The organism is Saccharopolyspora oryzae (assembly GCF_027853915.1).
Taxonomy (GTDB): Bacteria; Actinomycetota; Actinomycetes; order Mycobacteriales; family Pseudonocardiaceae; genus Saccharopolyspora; species Saccharopolyspora oryzae.
In genome coordinates this window covers 189,090-203,479 of sequence record NZ_JAQGLA010000001.1, presented here as the reverse complement: position 1 = coordinate 203,479, position 14,390 = coordinate 189,090, and the positions used below count along the sequence as shown (strand labels likewise).

Sequence of the window (14,390 nt, the reverse complement as noted above, 5' to 3'; positions counted from 1 at the left end):
GGGAACTCATCCCTTCACCGCTCCCGCCACCAGCCCACTGGTGAGCCTCCGGCGGAGGAGGGAGAAGAAGACGATGCTGGGGATCGCCGCGAGCACCGCTCCCGCGGCGAGCGGCCCGAGCGCGACCTTGCCTTCACCGCCGATGAACATCTTCAGGGTGATCGGCAGCGTGTAGTTCTCCGGTGACTGCAGCAGGACCAGGGCGAAGAAGAACTCGTTCCACGAGGCGACGAAGCTGAACATCGCGGTCGCGGCGATGCCCGGCGCCAGCAGGGGGAGCACGATCGCGCGGAGCACGGTGAACCGCCGCGCGCCGTCCATCGTCCCGGCCTCCTCGAGCTCGACCGGCACCGACGCGACGTATCCCTGCAACATCCACAACGCGAACGGCAGCATGTAGGTCGTGTGCACGAGCGTCAGCCCGACCAGGCTGTCCGCCAATCCGAGCGCCCGCAGGACGAGGAACAGAGGGAGGACGACGAGGACCACCGGAAAAACCTGGCTCACCAGGATCCAGGCGACCCCGGCCATCCGGACCTTGCCCTTTACCCGGGCCAGCACGTAGGACGCCGGCAGCGCGATGACGATCACCAGTGCGGTCGACACCAGCGCCACCACGAGGCTGTTCACCGCGGATCGGACCAGTCCCTGCCGCTCGAGCGCCTGCGAGTAGTTCTCCCAGTGCCACTCCTGCGGCAGCAGGCTCACCGACAGCGAGTTGAGCTCCGCGGAGGACTTCACCGACGCCGAGATCAGCCACAGCAAGGGAAAACCGAGGAACAGGAGGTAGGCGGCGAGCGCCGCGTACTGGGCGGGGCGGATCAGGGAACGCATGGCTCACCGCGCTTTCTCGGTGCGGTCGTGGCGGAACTGCGCCCGCAGGTACAGGGCGAGGACCGCCACGATGACGACGACGAGCACGACGCCCATCGCGGCGGCGTAACCGAGGTTGCGGTTCTTGAACGCCTCCAGGTAGACGAAGAGCACCGGGACCATCGTCCGACCGCCGGGGCCGCCCTCGGTGAGCACGTAGACCAGGGCGAACGAGTTGAAGTTCCAGATGAAGTTCAGCGACGTGATCGACGTGACGATCGGCCGCAGGCTCGGCCAGGTCACGGCGGTGAACCGGCGCCAGGCCCCGGCGCCGTCCACGGCGGCCGCTTCGTGCAGGTCGGCGGGGATCTGCTGCAGGCCGGCCAGCAGCGCGATGGTGGTCTGCGGCATCCCGACCCAGACCCCGACGACGATCACCGCGGGCAGCGCGGTGGAGAAGTCCCCGAGCCAGTTGATGTCGCCGGGCAGGCCGATGCCGCCGAGGAACGCGTTGAGCGGACCCCCGTTGGCCGAGTAGATCATCTGCCACATGATCGCCACGACCACCGGCGGCATCGCCCACGGGACGAGCGCGAGCACCCGGGTCAGACCCTGCAGGCGCAGACCGGAGTTGAGCAGCAGCGCCAGGCCCATGGCCGCCACCAGTTGGAGCAGCGTGACGCTGACCGTCCAGATCAGGCCGATCCGCAGCGACTCCCAGAACAGCGAGTTGTCCAGGAGGCCGGCGAAGTTGTCCAGTCCGACCACGTCGTAGTCGGGTTTGCGGACCAGGCGCGCGTCGGTGAAGGCGAGCGCGATCCCGACGACCAGCGGCGCGACGCTGAGCACCAGGATCGGGATCAGCGACGGCATCACCAGCGCGACGACCTCGCGCCGCCGGGCGCGCGCCACGGCCGTCCCGCGCTTCCGGGGCGGCGGTGGGGCAGTCGGCTTCGTGGCCAGGGAAGGTGCGGTCATAACGCCGATCCGTCTGTTGTGGACTCACGCACGATGAGTTCGGGACCCACGGCGACCTGCCGCGCCGGCTGGTCGGGATCGTCGGTCAGCCCGAGCACGAGCTCGGCCGCCGCACGTCCGCGTGCGGTCGAGTCGAGGGACACGCTCGTCAGGCTCGGCAGGAACACGCGGCCGAGCTCGGTGTCGTCCATCCCGGTCATGACCACGTCTTCGGGCACCTTCAGCCCGAATTCGCGCGCCGCGCGGATCGCCCCGATGGCGAGCAGGTCGTTCGCCGCCACGACGGCGTCGAGCTGCTCCGCGGGGCCGGAGGCGCGGGCGAAGAGCCGTCGAGCCGCGTCGAGCCCGGCCGCGACGGTGAAATCGTCAGCGATCTCGGTCTCGATGAGCTCGGCGGTGCGGGCTGCCGCGTCGAACCCGCGCTGCCGGGACTCGCCCGGTGTCGTGTCGAGCGGACCGTTGAGGAAGCCGATGCGGCGGCGACCGCGCGAGCGCACGTGCTCCACCGCCGCACCGATCCCGGCCGCCGAGTCGGTGGAGACCGAGCTGACGCCGTGGTCGCTCATCGCGCGCCCGATCACCACGACCGGCACCGGCGCCTGCTGGATCTCCGCGATCAGCCGGTCGTCGGTGCGCAGCGGAATGATGATCATGCCGTCGACGAAGCCGCTGTTCAGGCTGCGCACCAGCTCCGCGGCGGAGTCCGCGGTATCGCCGGTGGTCATGACCACGACCCGGAAGCCGTGCGGGGCGAGGACTTCGTGGATGCCGCGCATCATCTCCACGTAGACCGGGTTGCCGATGTCCGCGACCGCGAAGGCGATCTGGAAGGTCTTCTTCATGCGCAGCGACCGCCCGATCGCGTCCACGCTGTAGCCGAGCTCGGCGGCCGCCGCGTGGACCCGCTCGACCATCGCCTTGCTCGCGCCGGTCCCGTGGAGGGCGCGGGAGGTCGACGCCAGCGAAACCCCCGCGCGCTCGGCCACCTGCAAGAGCGTGGCCCGTGTCGACGTCATCGTCCCTCCAGGTCGTTCGCGGCGGGAGATTGGAAACGTTTCCAGCGCGGACCCGAGGGGAGTTGAAAACGTTTCCAAGATCTGTGGCGGTGATCGTGCCACCCGCTCTGTTGCGGTGTCAATCATCGGATGGGACCCGGGATCGATCCGGACGCCGCTCGAATCTCCCGCCGCAGCCGCGCGGCGGAACGATCCAGTGCTCGTCCCCGCTGCTGTTCTGGTGATGATCGAATCGGGTCCGAAGCCCACGACGGCGGCGCCGACCCGCGCTTCGTCTACGCGAACCGGACCGCGCAGCGGTGTTTCGAGTACGGCTGGGACGAGATCGTCGGGATGCCGTCGCGGTTGTCCGCGGGGCCGGATGCGCAGGCGACCGCGACCGCCTGCTCGAAGACGCCCGGCGCCAGGGGTTCACCGACGACTACCGCGGCGTCCGGGTCGCCGCGAGCGGTCGGCGCTTCTGGATCGAGAAGACCTTGCTGTGGAACCTGCTCGACGCGGATGGGCACCGCTGCGGGCAGGCCGCCCTGATCCGCGATTGGCGCGACGTCACGTGACGACCACTGTGGACGGTCCGCGCTGGCCTCTCCAGAACGTCCGGGCGCACCGCGCGTGGATCACTCCGGCGGAGTTGCGTAGGTGGCCGCCCCGGACCAGTCGATGGCGATGAAGTCCTCGTCGCCCACGACCCATGCGTCGTGCCCGGGGGAGAGGACACCCGTTTGCCCGGCCCCGATCTCGCCTTCCTGACCGTCGTCCATCGCGATGTGCAGCGTGCCGGACAGGACGTACATGGTGTGCGCCTGCTGGCAGCTGCCGGTCTGCACGATCGGTTTGACGTCGTTCGACCAGCGCCAGCCGGGGTGCAGCACGGTGCGCCCGACAGTCACCCCCGGGAGTTCGACGAGGCCCAGCTCGCCGTGCTCGAACGTGCGCGTCTCGTCCGGCTTGCCGAGATCCTTGACTTCGAACGTCATCGGTCCTCCTCGATTGCGCACGGATACCGCACAGTGCGCAGCCTGCGACCCGGGTCGGTCAGGGACCAGGGTCGAAAGGCGCATGTGTCGAACCGGGCTCCGGGAACTGGACCGCTTCGTCCCGCGCCGCCCGCCGGATGCAGTCGACGAGCTTCTCGACGATCGCCGAGTTGTTGTGCCTGGCCGTGGCGACGGAGAGCGGCACCCGGAACTGGTCGTTCTCGAGCCGGCGGTACACGACGCCGTGGCGCTGCATGCGCACGACCGATTCGGGCAGGACGGACAGCCCGACGCCTGCTGCCACGAGCCCGAGGATCGTTTCCTGGTGCACGGCGCGTTGCTGCACCCGCGGCCGTGCTCGCGCGGTTTCGAAGATCTCGAGGACGGCTTCGCAGTAGTCGGGCATGAGGCGGTGGGGGACCAGCACGAGGGGTTCGGCCGCGAGGAGGTCCAGCGGAACGGGATCGCGGTCGGCGAGCGGGTGCGCTTCGGGGATGACGGCGACGAGTCGTTCCTCCAGGACGGGGGTGACGGTGAGCCCCACCGGCGATGTCCCGGTCCTGACCAGCCCGATGTCGATCTCGTCCTCGTAGAGCGCCTCCACCTGCTGAGCCGTGGTGAGCTCGTTGAGGTGGAGCTTGACGTTCTCGTGGCGCTCGCGGAACAAGCGCACTGCCGGCGGCAGCACGGACAAGCTGGCGGAGCTCACGAACCCGATGGTCAGTTCACCGGTGTTGCCGCTGGCGCCCTCCTGCGCCAGCGTCGGCAGCTCGTCGACCGCGTTAAGGATGCGGCTGGCCTGCTCGACGAGGGCCTTCCCGGCATCGGTCAGCGACACCTGCCGAGTGCTGCGCTCGAACAGCTCGGCGCCGAGCTCGCGCTCGAGCTGGCGGATGGCGACGCTCAGCGGCGGCTGCGTCATGTTGAGCCGCCGCGCCGCATTCGCGAAGTGCAGCTCCTCGCTGGCCACGAGGAAGTACCGCAGGTGCCGAAGTTCCATTCATTCTCCGGACGCTAGTAATCGGAAGCCAACCGATATTGGACACCTTGCTTCCGGGGCTGTCTACTGCTGGGCATTCCAGGCCCGGCGTTTCCAGGGAGGTGCGATGTCGTTCACCGCGTGGAGCGTTCTCATCGACATCGGTTCCATCTGCGGACTGCTGCTCATCGGCAAGCTCGTCCGGGCGAAGGTCCGCTGGGTGCAGCGATTGCTGCTTCCCGCCAGCATCATCGCGGGCGTGCTCGGACTGGCGCTCGGGCCCAACGGTGCGGGGCTGATCCCGTTCTCGTCCCAGCTGGGCACCTACGCGACGATCCTCACCGCGGTGGTGTTCGGCGCGCTGCCGCTGACCGATTCGTTCGCCGTGCGCGGCAAGATCCGCAGCGCGCGGGTGATGTGGTCGTACTCGGTGTTGTCCTACGTCCTGCAGTGGGGTCTCGGCCTGCTGTTCGCGATTGCGGTGCTCGGCTGGTTCTTCGACCTGCCCGATGGTTTCGGGCTGCTGCTCGCGGCCGGGTGGGCCGGTGGTTTCGGCACGGCATCGGCGGTCGGGGGCACGCTGTCCGACGCCGGGTGGCAGGAGGCGACGTCGCTGGGTTTCACCTCGGCGACCGTCGGAGTGGTGGTGTGCATCGTCGGTGGCCTGGTCCTGGTGAAGTGGGGCGCCAAGTACTCCCTGGGGAGCGCGGCAGGTGTCGCGGACCTCCCGGAGTCGATGCGCACCGGTCTCCTGGCGGCGCCCGAGGAGCGGGAGCCGATCGGCCGGGCCACGGTTTCGCCGAGCTCGTTGGAACCGCTGGCCATGCAGCTGTCGCTCGTCGTGATCGTCACGCTCGCCGGGTACCTGGCGACCAAGGGGTTCGCCCTGCTGTTCCCGGACGTGTCCGTTCCGGTGTTCGCCGCGGCGTTCCTCTGCGGGCTGCTGCTGCGGACGGTCATCGACCGGACGCCGGCCCGGGAGTACTTGGACGGCGCCACGATCAAGAGCATCTCCGGTTCGGCGACTGACTTCCTGGTGGCGACGGGCATCGCTTCGATCGTGCCGAGCGTGGTCGCGGGTTACGCCGTCCCGCTGGCGTTGCTCATGGTGTTCGGCCTGGTCTACTGCCTGCTGATCTTCCGCTACCTGACGCCGCGGATGTTCGGCGAGCAGTGGTTGGAGCGCGGGCTGTTCACCTGGGGCTGGTCGACGGCTTCCATCGCCACCGGACTGGCTCTGCTGCGCATCGTGGACCCGCGGTTGAAGAGCGGCACGGTCGAGGAGTTCGGGTTGGCCTACGTGGGTTTCGGTCCGGTCGAGATCCTGCTGGCGATCGTCGCGCCGATCGCCGTCGTCGCCGGATTCACCGGGTCTTTCATCACGGCCACGATCGTCTTCGGTGTCGCGTTGCTCGTCCTGACGTTCGTCCGGCGTTGGCCGGCGGCGCACCAACGCGCGGGAACCGCCGCGGCTGAACAGCAGTAGTACGAGGGAGGGCGGGGCAAGTGGCAGGCACAACCGACATCGTCATCGTCGGCGGCGGATTGGAAGGGCTCGCGATCGCGTGGTCGCTGGCCGAGAGGGGCGGCGTCGGGGTGACAGTCCTCGAACGCGGCACGCTGTGCTCCGGTATGACGGCCAAGTCGAGCGGCATCGTCCGGTGCCACTACGGCGTGCCGTCCCTCGCGGCGATGGCCAGGGACGGTGCCGAGGTGTTCTCCAGCGCGGAGCAGATCCTCGGGGCAGACGTGGGTTTTCGGCGAACGAGCTACATCGTCGGCGTCGGTGAGGTGAACGCGGCGTCGCTGCGGGCGAACGTGGCCATGCACCGGGAACTCGGCATCGAGGTGGAGCTCGTCGACCACGACGCGGTCGCGCAGTTGTGGCCCGGCATGCGGCTCGACGACTTCGCGGCGTTCGCCCACGAGCCCGGGGGCGGGCACGGCGACGCCTACCTGACCGGGATGGCCTTCGCCAAACGAGCGCGCGAGCTGGGCGTGCAGATCCTGCAGGGGACACCGGTCGAGGCCTTGCGCATCGGGCCCGGCGGCGACGTCATCGGGGTCGAACTCGGCAACGGCGACCGCATCGACGCCGGCGCGGTCGTGCTGGCCAGCGGGGTGTGGTCCCCGGAGCTGGCCGGCCCGGCCGGTCTCGACCTGCCGATCCGGCCCCAACGCGAGCAGATCCTCCTGGTCGGCACCGGTGAGCCGCTCCGGGACGTGCCGGTGTTCTCCGACCTGGTGAACCTGCAGTACTTCCGCGGCGAGCCGTCCGGTGAGCTGCTGGTGGGCAACAGCGACCACAGCAGTCCCGAGTTCGCCGACCCGGACGGCTACTCGAACCGGGCCGACCCCGGGTTCGTCGAGGTGAACATCGGCAAGCTCGACCACCGGTTGCCCGCGATGCCGGATCCGCGCATCGCGAGCTCGTACGCGGGCTGCTACGACGTGACCCCGGACTACAACCCGATCATCGGACCCGCACCCGTCGAGAACCTGTTCCTGGCGGTCGGGTTCAGCGGCCACGGCTACAAGATCTCGCCCGCGGTCGGGAAGTTGGCGGCCGACCTGCTGCTGGACGGTGCGAGCTCGGAACCGTCGGTCGACGCCGCCGATTTCCGGTTCGAGCGCTTCGCCGAAGGGCGACCGCTCGTCAGCCGCAACCCCTATCGAGGCGCCGGGGAAATGCGCTGACGCGCTGGGATTTCGCTGGCGGGAGCCGTGGAATCCAGCCGGGTGCAACGGACTGTGAACTGGGAGCACGTGTGATGAGTGACGTCGTTGTCATCGGCGCCGGGGCCATCGGGGTGACCGTGGCCTGCGACCTGGCCCAGCGCGGAATGTCCGTCCAGGTCCTCGACAGCGGTCGCGCAGGAGCGGGAACGACCGCGACGACCTTCGCGATGGACATCACGGCGCGGAAGACACCCCGGCACTACTTCGACCTCGCGCTGCGCAGCGCAGCCTTGCACGAAGAGCTGAACGAGCGTTGCGGTGAGCTGGAGTGGCGGTTCCCCGCGCCATCGATCGAGTGGGGGACCAACGAGCACGACAGCAACGTCATGCTCGCTCGCCGCGATCGGCTGGCGGAGTGGGGGTACGAGTCGGAAGTGGCCGACATCGCTGATCTCCGGCATCTGGACCCCGGCTTGCGGCTGCCGGCCGCGGCCGGTGGTACGGCAGTGATCTATCCGCAGGCGAGCTGGTACGACCCCGCCGCGTACGTCTCCGGAATGCTCGCCCGGGCCAGGAGAGCTGGTGCCGTCCTGCACGAGGGTGTGGAGGTCACCAGTCTGCACTACCGCCGAGGCGCGCTCGCAGGCGTGCGTTCGGGGGATCGCATCTGGGAAGCCGACCACGTCATCAACTGCGCGGGTCCAGCCGCTGGCCGCATCGCGGAGATGGCGGGAGCGGACCTCCCCCTGGACCTGATCCCCGGAGTCATCGGCCACCTCGATCCCGTACCCGGGCTCGACCTCCGGTCGATCTGGACTTTGTGGACGATCAACTTGCGGCCGACCCGCAACGGTGGTGTGTGCCTGCACTCGTACCCGCTCGACGCGGAACTCCCCCGGGGGAGCGGTGCGGACACCCGGGTTCCGCGAGATCTGCTGGACAGGTTGTGGACGCAGGCCCGGCCCCTGCTGCCCGAGCGGGCAGCCGAAGTCCCGTTGACCGCGGCAGTCGGTGTGCGCCCGGTCCCCGCCGACGGACTGCCCATCGTGGGGATCGTGCCGGACGAACCGCGGCTGTACCACGTCGTCACGCACAGCGGAATCCACCTCGCACCGGCCCTGGCGGAACTCGTCGCCGCCGATGTGACTTCGGAGGGGAAGAACCCGGCCCTCGAGCCCTACCGGGCCGACCGAGTCGTCGGAGCGCACGCCGAAGCGCTCGACGACAGCATGCGCGAGATGACCCGGACCTACGGGTCGGGCGTTTAGGTCGTGGTTTCGCGGTGGGGTGGGGGAGAGGTGGGGGCGGCCCAGATGTTCATCGGGATGCTCGCGACGCTGCGGCCCGCTTCGTCGAGTTCGCGTCCCATCCGCTTGATCGAGCGCAGCACCATGGACCGGTCGATGATCGACAGGCGGGGTGCCGCGTCGGCGAGCTTCGCCTCGATGACCGGTGCTTCGCGCAGCGAGCGCGTGTTGAGGCCGAGCAGGAGGTTCGGTTGGCCTCCGGAGATCTGGAAGCACGCGCGGATGCCCTCGATGCGGTGCAGGATCGTTCTGATCGTTTCCGCGTCGTCGGGGCTGACGTGCGCCCAGAGCCACGTGATGACCGGCCAGCCGGAGGCGGGCAGCGCGATGTCGCAGCGCAGGACGACCCGGCCGTGGTTGACCAGTTCGGCCAGCCGGCGGCGAATCGTGCTCTCGCTCAAGCCCGTTCGTCCGGCCATAGTGGACACCGGCATGCGGCCGTCTTCGCCGAGCAGGAGGATCAGCTGCTTGTCGACGTCGTCGTAGGGGCGGAGGCCGTCGGGGCGGTTCGCGGCGAGCTGGGTCAGGTGGCGGGGCAGGCTCCGGGCCATGATGGCGCGCTGGGTCGCGTCGATGACCTTGAGCTTCCAGTGGTCGCCCATCGTGAGCACCTTCGTCACGGCGTGGCTGCTCGCGCTGACGACCCCGGGGATCGAACCGAGGGAATCGAGCAGGAAGCGCGAGAGGAACGCCAGATCGCGCACCTCGACGAGGATCGTGAGCGCGCGCGGGCCGCTCGTGTGCTCGAGGTTGAGGACGTGGGGCAGGCGGGCGATCCGGTTCGCGATGGCGAGGGTCTCCGAGGCGGCGCAGCTCAGCTCGATGACGGCTAGGCACGACTCCGGCGTGCCGTGCCCGGCCGCGCGGCCCGTGACCCACGCCGTGCCGCTGTCGCTCAACCTGTTCCAGCGGCGGGCCACCGTGACCGGGTCGACGTCGAGCGCCCGGCTGAGCTGCGTCCACGACGCTCGCGGGTTGATCTGGAGGCAGTTGACGATGGCGAGGTCGAGCTCGTCCGCGATGCCGGTGGAATCCTGCACGATCTCACCCCTTGCTGCGCAATCCTGCATTTCCCCCGCCTGGTCGCGGGCGAATGCCATCATCATTCACCCGTTTGATGGATGCAAATCTCGACTACCTGGAGCTCAACCCGCATGCCGGCCGACACCACGCCTCTGACCCCGTCCACCACGACGTTGGACTGGATCGCACGCCTCATCGGCGTCGACACGACGAGCCGCGACAGCAACCTGCCGCTCATCGACGTCGTCGCCGACGAGATCCGCGCCAACGGGGTCGAGCCGACGTTGATCCCCAACGCCGAGGGGACCAAGGCGAACCTCCTCGCCACGTTCCCCGCCGCCGACGGATCGACCACGGGCGGCATCGTCCTGTCGGGCCACACCGACGTGGTCCCCGTCGACGGGCAGCGGTGGAGCAGCGACCCGTTCACCTCCGAGGTGCGCGGCGACCGGCTCTACGGCCGGGGCGCGTGCGACATGAAGTCCTTCGTCGGCGCCGTCGTCGCGAAGCTGCCGCAGCTGGCCGCCGAGCCGCTGCGGGAACCGGTCCACCTCGCGTTCTCCTACGACGAGGAGGTCGGGTGCGTCGGCGTGATCCCGCTGGTCGACGAGATCGTCCGGCGCGGTCTGCGCCCGCGGGCCTGCATCGTCGGGGAACCGACGAGCATGAGGGTCATCCGCGGCCACAAGTCGATCACGCTGATCCGGGTGGCCTTCCACGGCCTGGCCGCGCACTCCTCGCTGACGCCGCAGGGCGTCAACGCGATCGAGCACGCCGCCCAGCTGGTGCGCTTCGTGCGCTCCACCGCCGATCGGTTCCGCGCTGACGGACCGTTCGACGAGTTCTTCGACGTGCCGTTCACGACGGCGACGGTCAACGAGATCTCCGGCGGCATCGCGGTCAACACCGTCCCCGCCGAGTGCGCGCTGAGCTTCGAGTTCCGCTCGGTGGCGGGGGTCGACGTCGACGAGATGATCGACGTGTTCCGCACCGAGGTTCGGCGCATCGAGACCGAGATGCAGGCGGAGAACCCGGGCGCCCGGGTCGAGATGTCCGTCGCCGCGTCGACCCCCGGGCTCGACACGGCACCGGACGCCGAGGTCATCCGCCACGTCACCAAGTGGGGTGGCGAGGAGTCGCCGGCGAAGGTCACCTACGGCACCGAAGCCGGTCTCTTCCAGCGCGCCGGCATCCCGACGGTGGTGTGCGGCCCCGGCGACATCGCGCAGGCCCACACGGCGGACGAGTTCGTCGAACTCGACCAGATCGCGCGCTGCGAAGCTCTCCTCGACAACCTCGTCGACGACCTGCGCTCCTGACCGCGCAGCCAGCGTCACCCCTACCGAAAGGGACACATGTCCACCGTCACGCCGGAACGCATCGCGGCCGCCCGAAAGGCCGTGATCAGCAGTTCGATCGGTGCGGCCCTCGAGTGGTTCGACATCATCGTCTACGCGTCGTTCGCGGTCGTCATCGCGAAGAACTTCTTCCCGGAGGGCAGCGGGAGCTCCGGCCTGCTGCTCACCTTCGCGACCTTCGCCATCTCCTACGTGGTGCGCCCGCTCGGCGGCCTGCTCCTCGGCAGCTACGGCGACCGGCACGGCCGCAAGAAGGCGCTCACGGTGACGCTCCTGCTCATGATGGTCGGGACGATCCTCATGGCAGCGGCGCCGACCCACGACGCGATCGGGGCCTGGGCGGGCCTGATCATCCTGCTCTCGCGACTCGTCCAGGGCTTCTCGGCCGGTGCCGAGTTCGGCACGGCCACCACGTTCCTGGTGGAAACGGCGCCGAACCGCAGGGCCTACTACGCGTCGTGGCAGATCGCCAGCCAAGGCGCGTCGATGTTCCTCGCCTCGGCCTTCGGCTACGTCCTGTTCACGTACCTGCCGGAGGAGGACCTCTACGCCTGGGGCTGGCGGATCCCGTTCATCATCGGCATCCTCGTCGGCCCGGTCGGCCTCTACATCCGGGCGCGGCTGTCCGAGACCGAGGAGTTCAGCCAGGGGCCGCGGGAGCAGGCGCCGGTCCGAACGGTGCTGACCCGCCACATCGGCCGGGTCCTCGCCGGTGCCGCGTGCGTCGGCGTCGCGACGCTGTCGGTCTACCTCATCCTCTACATGCCCACCCTCGCGACGAAGCAGCTGGGGGTGCCCGCGAGCGCTGCTTACCTCGGCGGCGCGGTCGCCGGCCTCGTCACGCTCGTCGGCGTTCCCTTCGTCGGCATGCTGGCGGACCGGGTCGGGCCGGCGCGGGTGATGACGTGGTCGGCCGCCGCGGCGCTGGTGCTGGCCTGGCCGCTGTTCCAGGTCCTGGTCGGCTCGCCGACGGTGTTCACGCTGGTCCTGGTCACCGTGGTGCTCGGCGTCATCATGGCGTTCTACTTCGGCCCGCTGCCGGCGCTGCTCACCGCGATGTACCCGGGAGAGGTGCGCACCACCGGTGTTTCCGTCGCCTACAACGTCGGCGTGACCGCGATCGGAGGCGTCGCGCCGCTCGTGCTCACCTGGCTCATCGACGTCACCGGCTCGCTGAACTCGCCCAGCTTCTACTACATCGGCGTCGCCGTCATCTCCCTCGTCGGCCTGTCGTTCGCGCGGCGGATGGAAGGCGTGAACTGACCCCGGACCCTGGAACGACCTCGCGGCTGGCCTGCCCGAAACCGTTCGGGCGGACCAGCCGCGAGGTGTTCAGGTGCTCAGCGCAGCTCGTCGAGGACCTTGGTGACGATGCGGTCGGTTGCCAGGCCGTAGCGCTCGTGCAGCGTCGGCAGGGCTCCGGCGTCCAAGAAGGCGTCCGGCAGCGCGATCGGGACGATCCTCTTGTTCAGGCCCCGGGTCACCACGGCCGAGGCGACCGTTTCGAAGAGCCCGCCCACCACGGTGTGGTTCTCCAGCGTCACCACGAGCCGATCGGTGTCCACTTCGGACAGTACGGTGTCGGCGTCGAACGGCTTGATCGTCGGTGCGTGCACCACCGCGACGTCGACCCGGTGCTTCGCGAGCGCTTCTGCCGCCTGCAGTGCGCGCATCGTCATGAGTCCACTTGAGACGAACACGACGTCCGCGCCGCCGCGCAGCACAGCGGCCTTGCCGAGGCGGAACGAGTAGTCGTACTCGTCCAGCACGGTGGGCACCTTGCCGCGCAGCAACCGCAGGTACGTCGGCCCCTCGGCGGCGGCGAGCTGCGGCACGGCCTGCTCGATGTCCACCGCGTCGCACGGGTCGACGATCGTCAGGTTCGGCATGCCGCGGAAGATCGCCACGTCTTCGGTCGCCTGGTGGCTGGGGCCGTACCCGGTGGTCAGGCCCGGGAGCCCGCCGACGATGTTGACGTTGAGGTTCGGCTCCGCGACGTCCAGGCAGAGGAAGTCGTAGGCGCGTCGGGCGGCGAAGACGCTGTAGGTCGAGGCGAAGGGGACGAGCCCCACCTCCGCCATGCCCGCCGCCGCACCGATGAGCAGCTGCTCGGCCATGCCCATCTGGAAGAACCGGTCCGGGTGGGCCTCGGCGAACACGTGCATGTCGGTGTACTTGCCGAGGTCGGCGGTCAGCCCGACGATCCGGTCGTCGGCTTCGGCGAGCGAAGCCAGTGCATGGCCGAACGGGGCGCTGGTGGTCCGCTGCCCGGGATCGGCGAAGGAGGCGATCATCGCCGAGGTGGTCAGCCGCTTCGGCTTCGTGCTGGTCATCGTGCCCGCCCTCCCGCGTTCTCGGCCAGCTGCTCGCGGCACAGCTGCCACTCGTGCTCCTCGATCCGCATGAAGTGGGCCTTCTCCCTGGCTTCCAGCAGCGGCACACCGCGCCCGATCTTGGTGTCGCAGAGGATCACCGCGGGTTCGCCGACGGGTGCCGATCGCTGCGCGGCGGCGTCGAAAGCCCGCAGCAGGGCTGGCACGTCGTTGCCGTCCACGCGCTGTGCGAACCACCCCGCTGCGGACCACTTCTCCTCGGCGGGCTCGATGCCGAGCACGCCCTGCGTGGGCCCGTCCGCCTGCAGCGCGTTCATGTCCACGATGGCCAGCAGCCGACCGAGGCGGTGGTGGGCGGCGCCCATCGCGGCTTCCCACGTGGAGCCTTCGTCGAGCTCGCCGTCGGACAGGAAGTTGATGATGCGGGGCGCTTCGCCGCGCAGCCGGGTGCCGAGCGCCATGCCGACCGCGACGGTGAGGCCGTGCCCGAGGGATCCGCCGGAGATCTCCATGCCGGGGGTGTAGGACGCCATGCCGGACATGGGCAGGCGGGAGCCGTCGGAGCCGTAGGTCTCCAGCTCCTCGACCGGGATGGTGCCCGCTTCGGCGAGGGCCGCGTACAGGGCGATGGCGTAGTGGCCGGTGGACAGCAGGAACCGGTCCCGCTCGGGCCAGTCCGGGTCGTCGGCCCGGAACCGCAGCTGGTCGGCGTAGACGGCGGCGAGGACGTCGGCGACGCCCAGCGCTTGCCCGACGTACCCCTGGCCCTGCACCTCGCCCATGTCCAGGACGTGGTGCCGCATTCGGTGGGCCGCCGCGCGGACCCGCTCGGCGCGCGCCGCCAGGTCGCTGTCGGTGGCGATCGTCATCGTGCTCCCTTCAATCCGTTGAGATGAGCTGGCATGCATCAAGTCGGACACCCGGAGT

General features: G+C 69.6%; 13 protein-coding genes and 1 pseudogene. 6 read left to right on the top strand and 8 right to left on the bottom strand.

The features are described from left to right. Nucleotides 1-6: 6 nt before the first annotated feature. The 3 genes from OU415_RS00930 to OU415_RS00920 are packed head-to-tail and all read right to left on the bottom strand — an operon-like array spanning nt 7 to nt 2,807. On the bottom strand, nt 7-834 hold the full coding sequence (locus OU415_RS00930) for a carbohydrate ABC transporter permease (protein ID WP_270946544.1): 828 nt from the start codon (nt 832-834) through the stop codon (nt 7-9). Between the two features lie 3 nt (nt 835-837). Further along, nucleotides 838-1,791, bottom strand: a complete 954-nt coding sequence (locus tag OU415_RS00925; RefSeq protein ID WP_270946543.1) for a carbohydrate ABC transporter permease — start codon at nt 1,789-1,791, stop codon at nt 838-840. Continuing rightward, complete coding sequence (locus tag OU415_RS00920) at nt 1,788-2,807, bottom strand: LacI family DNA-binding transcriptional regulator (RefSeq protein ID WP_270946542.1); 1,020 nt, start codon at nt 2,805-2,807, stop codon at nt 1,788-1,790. The genes OU415_RS00925 and OU415_RS00920 overlap by 4 nt, the downstream gene beginning before the upstream one ends. A gap of 129 nt (nt 2,808-2,936) precedes the next feature. Here OU415_RS00920 and OU415_RS38280 point away from each other — a divergent pair. Beyond that, nucleotides 2,937-3,364 (top strand): annotated as a pseudogene (locus tag OU415_RS38280) (MEKHLA domain-containing protein). A 60-nt stretch (nt 3,365-3,424) separates the two neighbouring features. On the opposite strand, the gene OU415_RS00910 reads toward OU415_RS38280, so the two are convergent. Both OU415_RS00910 and OU415_RS00905 read right to left on the bottom strand, forming a co-directional pair. Continuing rightward, nucleotides 3,425-3,784: a cupin domain-containing protein gene (locus OU415_RS00910; protein ID WP_270946540.1), complete on the bottom strand. Its 360-nt coding sequence runs from the start codon at nt 3,782-3,784 to the stop codon at nt 3,425-3,427. A gap of 58 nt (nt 3,785-3,842) precedes the next feature. Next, the gene (locus tag OU415_RS00905) at nt 3,843-4,784 is read right to left on the bottom strand and encodes a LysR family transcriptional regulator (RefSeq protein WP_270946539.1); all 942 of its coding nucleotides are present in this window, start codon (nt 4,782-4,784) and stop codon (nt 3,843-3,845) included. A 106-nt stretch (nt 4,785-4,890) separates the two neighbouring features. Between OU415_RS00905 and OU415_RS00900 the strand changes: the two genes are divergently transcribed. The 3 genes from OU415_RS00900 to OU415_RS00890 all read left to right on the top strand — a co-directional run bounded on the left by OU415_RS00900 (nt 4,891) and on the right by OU415_RS00890 (nt 8,710). Beyond that, the gene (locus tag OU415_RS00900; RefSeq protein ID WP_270946538.1) at nt 4,891-6,249 is read left to right on the top strand and encodes a sodium/glutamate symporter; all 1,359 of its coding nucleotides are present in this window, start codon (nt 4,891-4,893) and stop codon (nt 6,247-6,249) included. A 20-nt stretch (nt 6,250-6,269) separates the two neighbouring features. Continuing rightward, nucleotides 6,270-7,460 (top strand): NAD(P)/FAD-dependent oxidoreductase, encoded by a 1,191-nt coding sequence (locus tag OU415_RS00895; protein WP_270946537.1) that lies wholly within the window; start codon nt 6,270-6,272, stop codon nt 7,458-7,460. A 74-nt stretch (nt 7,461-7,534) separates the two neighbouring features. Further along, a complete protein-coding gene (locus tag OU415_RS00890) occupies nt 7,535-8,710 on the top strand; it encodes an NAD(P)/FAD-dependent oxidoreductase (protein ID WP_270946536.1) in 1,176 nt (391 codons plus the stop codon). Here the strand turns inward: OU415_RS00890 and OU415_RS00885 are convergent. Further along, nucleotides 8,707-9,789 carry an Lrp/AsnC family transcriptional regulator gene (locus tag OU415_RS00885; RefSeq protein ID WP_270946535.1) on the bottom strand — a complete coding sequence of 361 codons (1,083 nt, stop codon included), beginning with the start codon at nt 9,787-9,789 and terminating at the stop codon, nt 8,707-8,709. The genes OU415_RS00890 and OU415_RS00885 overlap by 4 nt on opposite strands. Before the next feature lie 114 nt (nt 9,790-9,903). Here OU415_RS00885 and argE point away from each other — a divergent pair, with 114 nt between their 5' ends. Continuing rightward, the gene (argE, locus tag OU415_RS00880; protein WP_270946534.1) at nt 9,904-11,091 is read left to right on the top strand and encodes an acetylornithine deacetylase; all 1,188 of its coding nucleotides are present in this window, start codon (nt 9,904-9,906) and stop codon (nt 11,089-11,091) included. Between the two features lie 36 nt (nt 11,092-11,127). Continuing rightward, nucleotides 11,128-12,393 carry an MFS transporter gene (locus OU415_RS00875; RefSeq protein WP_270946533.1) on the top strand — a complete coding sequence of 422 codons (1,266 nt, stop codon included), beginning with the start codon at nt 11,128-11,130 and terminating at the stop codon, nt 12,391-12,393. A 77-nt stretch (nt 12,394-12,470) separates the two neighbouring features. On the opposite strand, the gene OU415_RS00870 is transcribed toward OU415_RS00875, so the two are convergent. Both OU415_RS00870 and OU415_RS00865 read right to left on the bottom strand, forming a co-directional pair. Beyond that, the gene (locus OU415_RS00870; protein WP_270946532.1) at nt 12,471-13,463 is read right to left on the bottom strand and encodes a transketolase family protein; all 993 of its coding nucleotides are present in this window, start codon (nt 13,461-13,463) and stop codon (nt 12,471-12,473) included. After that, on the bottom strand, nt 13,460-14,332 hold the full coding sequence (locus OU415_RS00865; RefSeq protein WP_270946531.1) for a transketolase: 873 nt from the start codon (nt 14,330-14,332) through the stop codon (nt 13,460-13,462). The genes OU415_RS00870 and OU415_RS00865 overlap by 4 nt, the downstream gene beginning before the upstream one ends. Nucleotides 14,333-14,390: the final 58 nt, after the last annotated feature.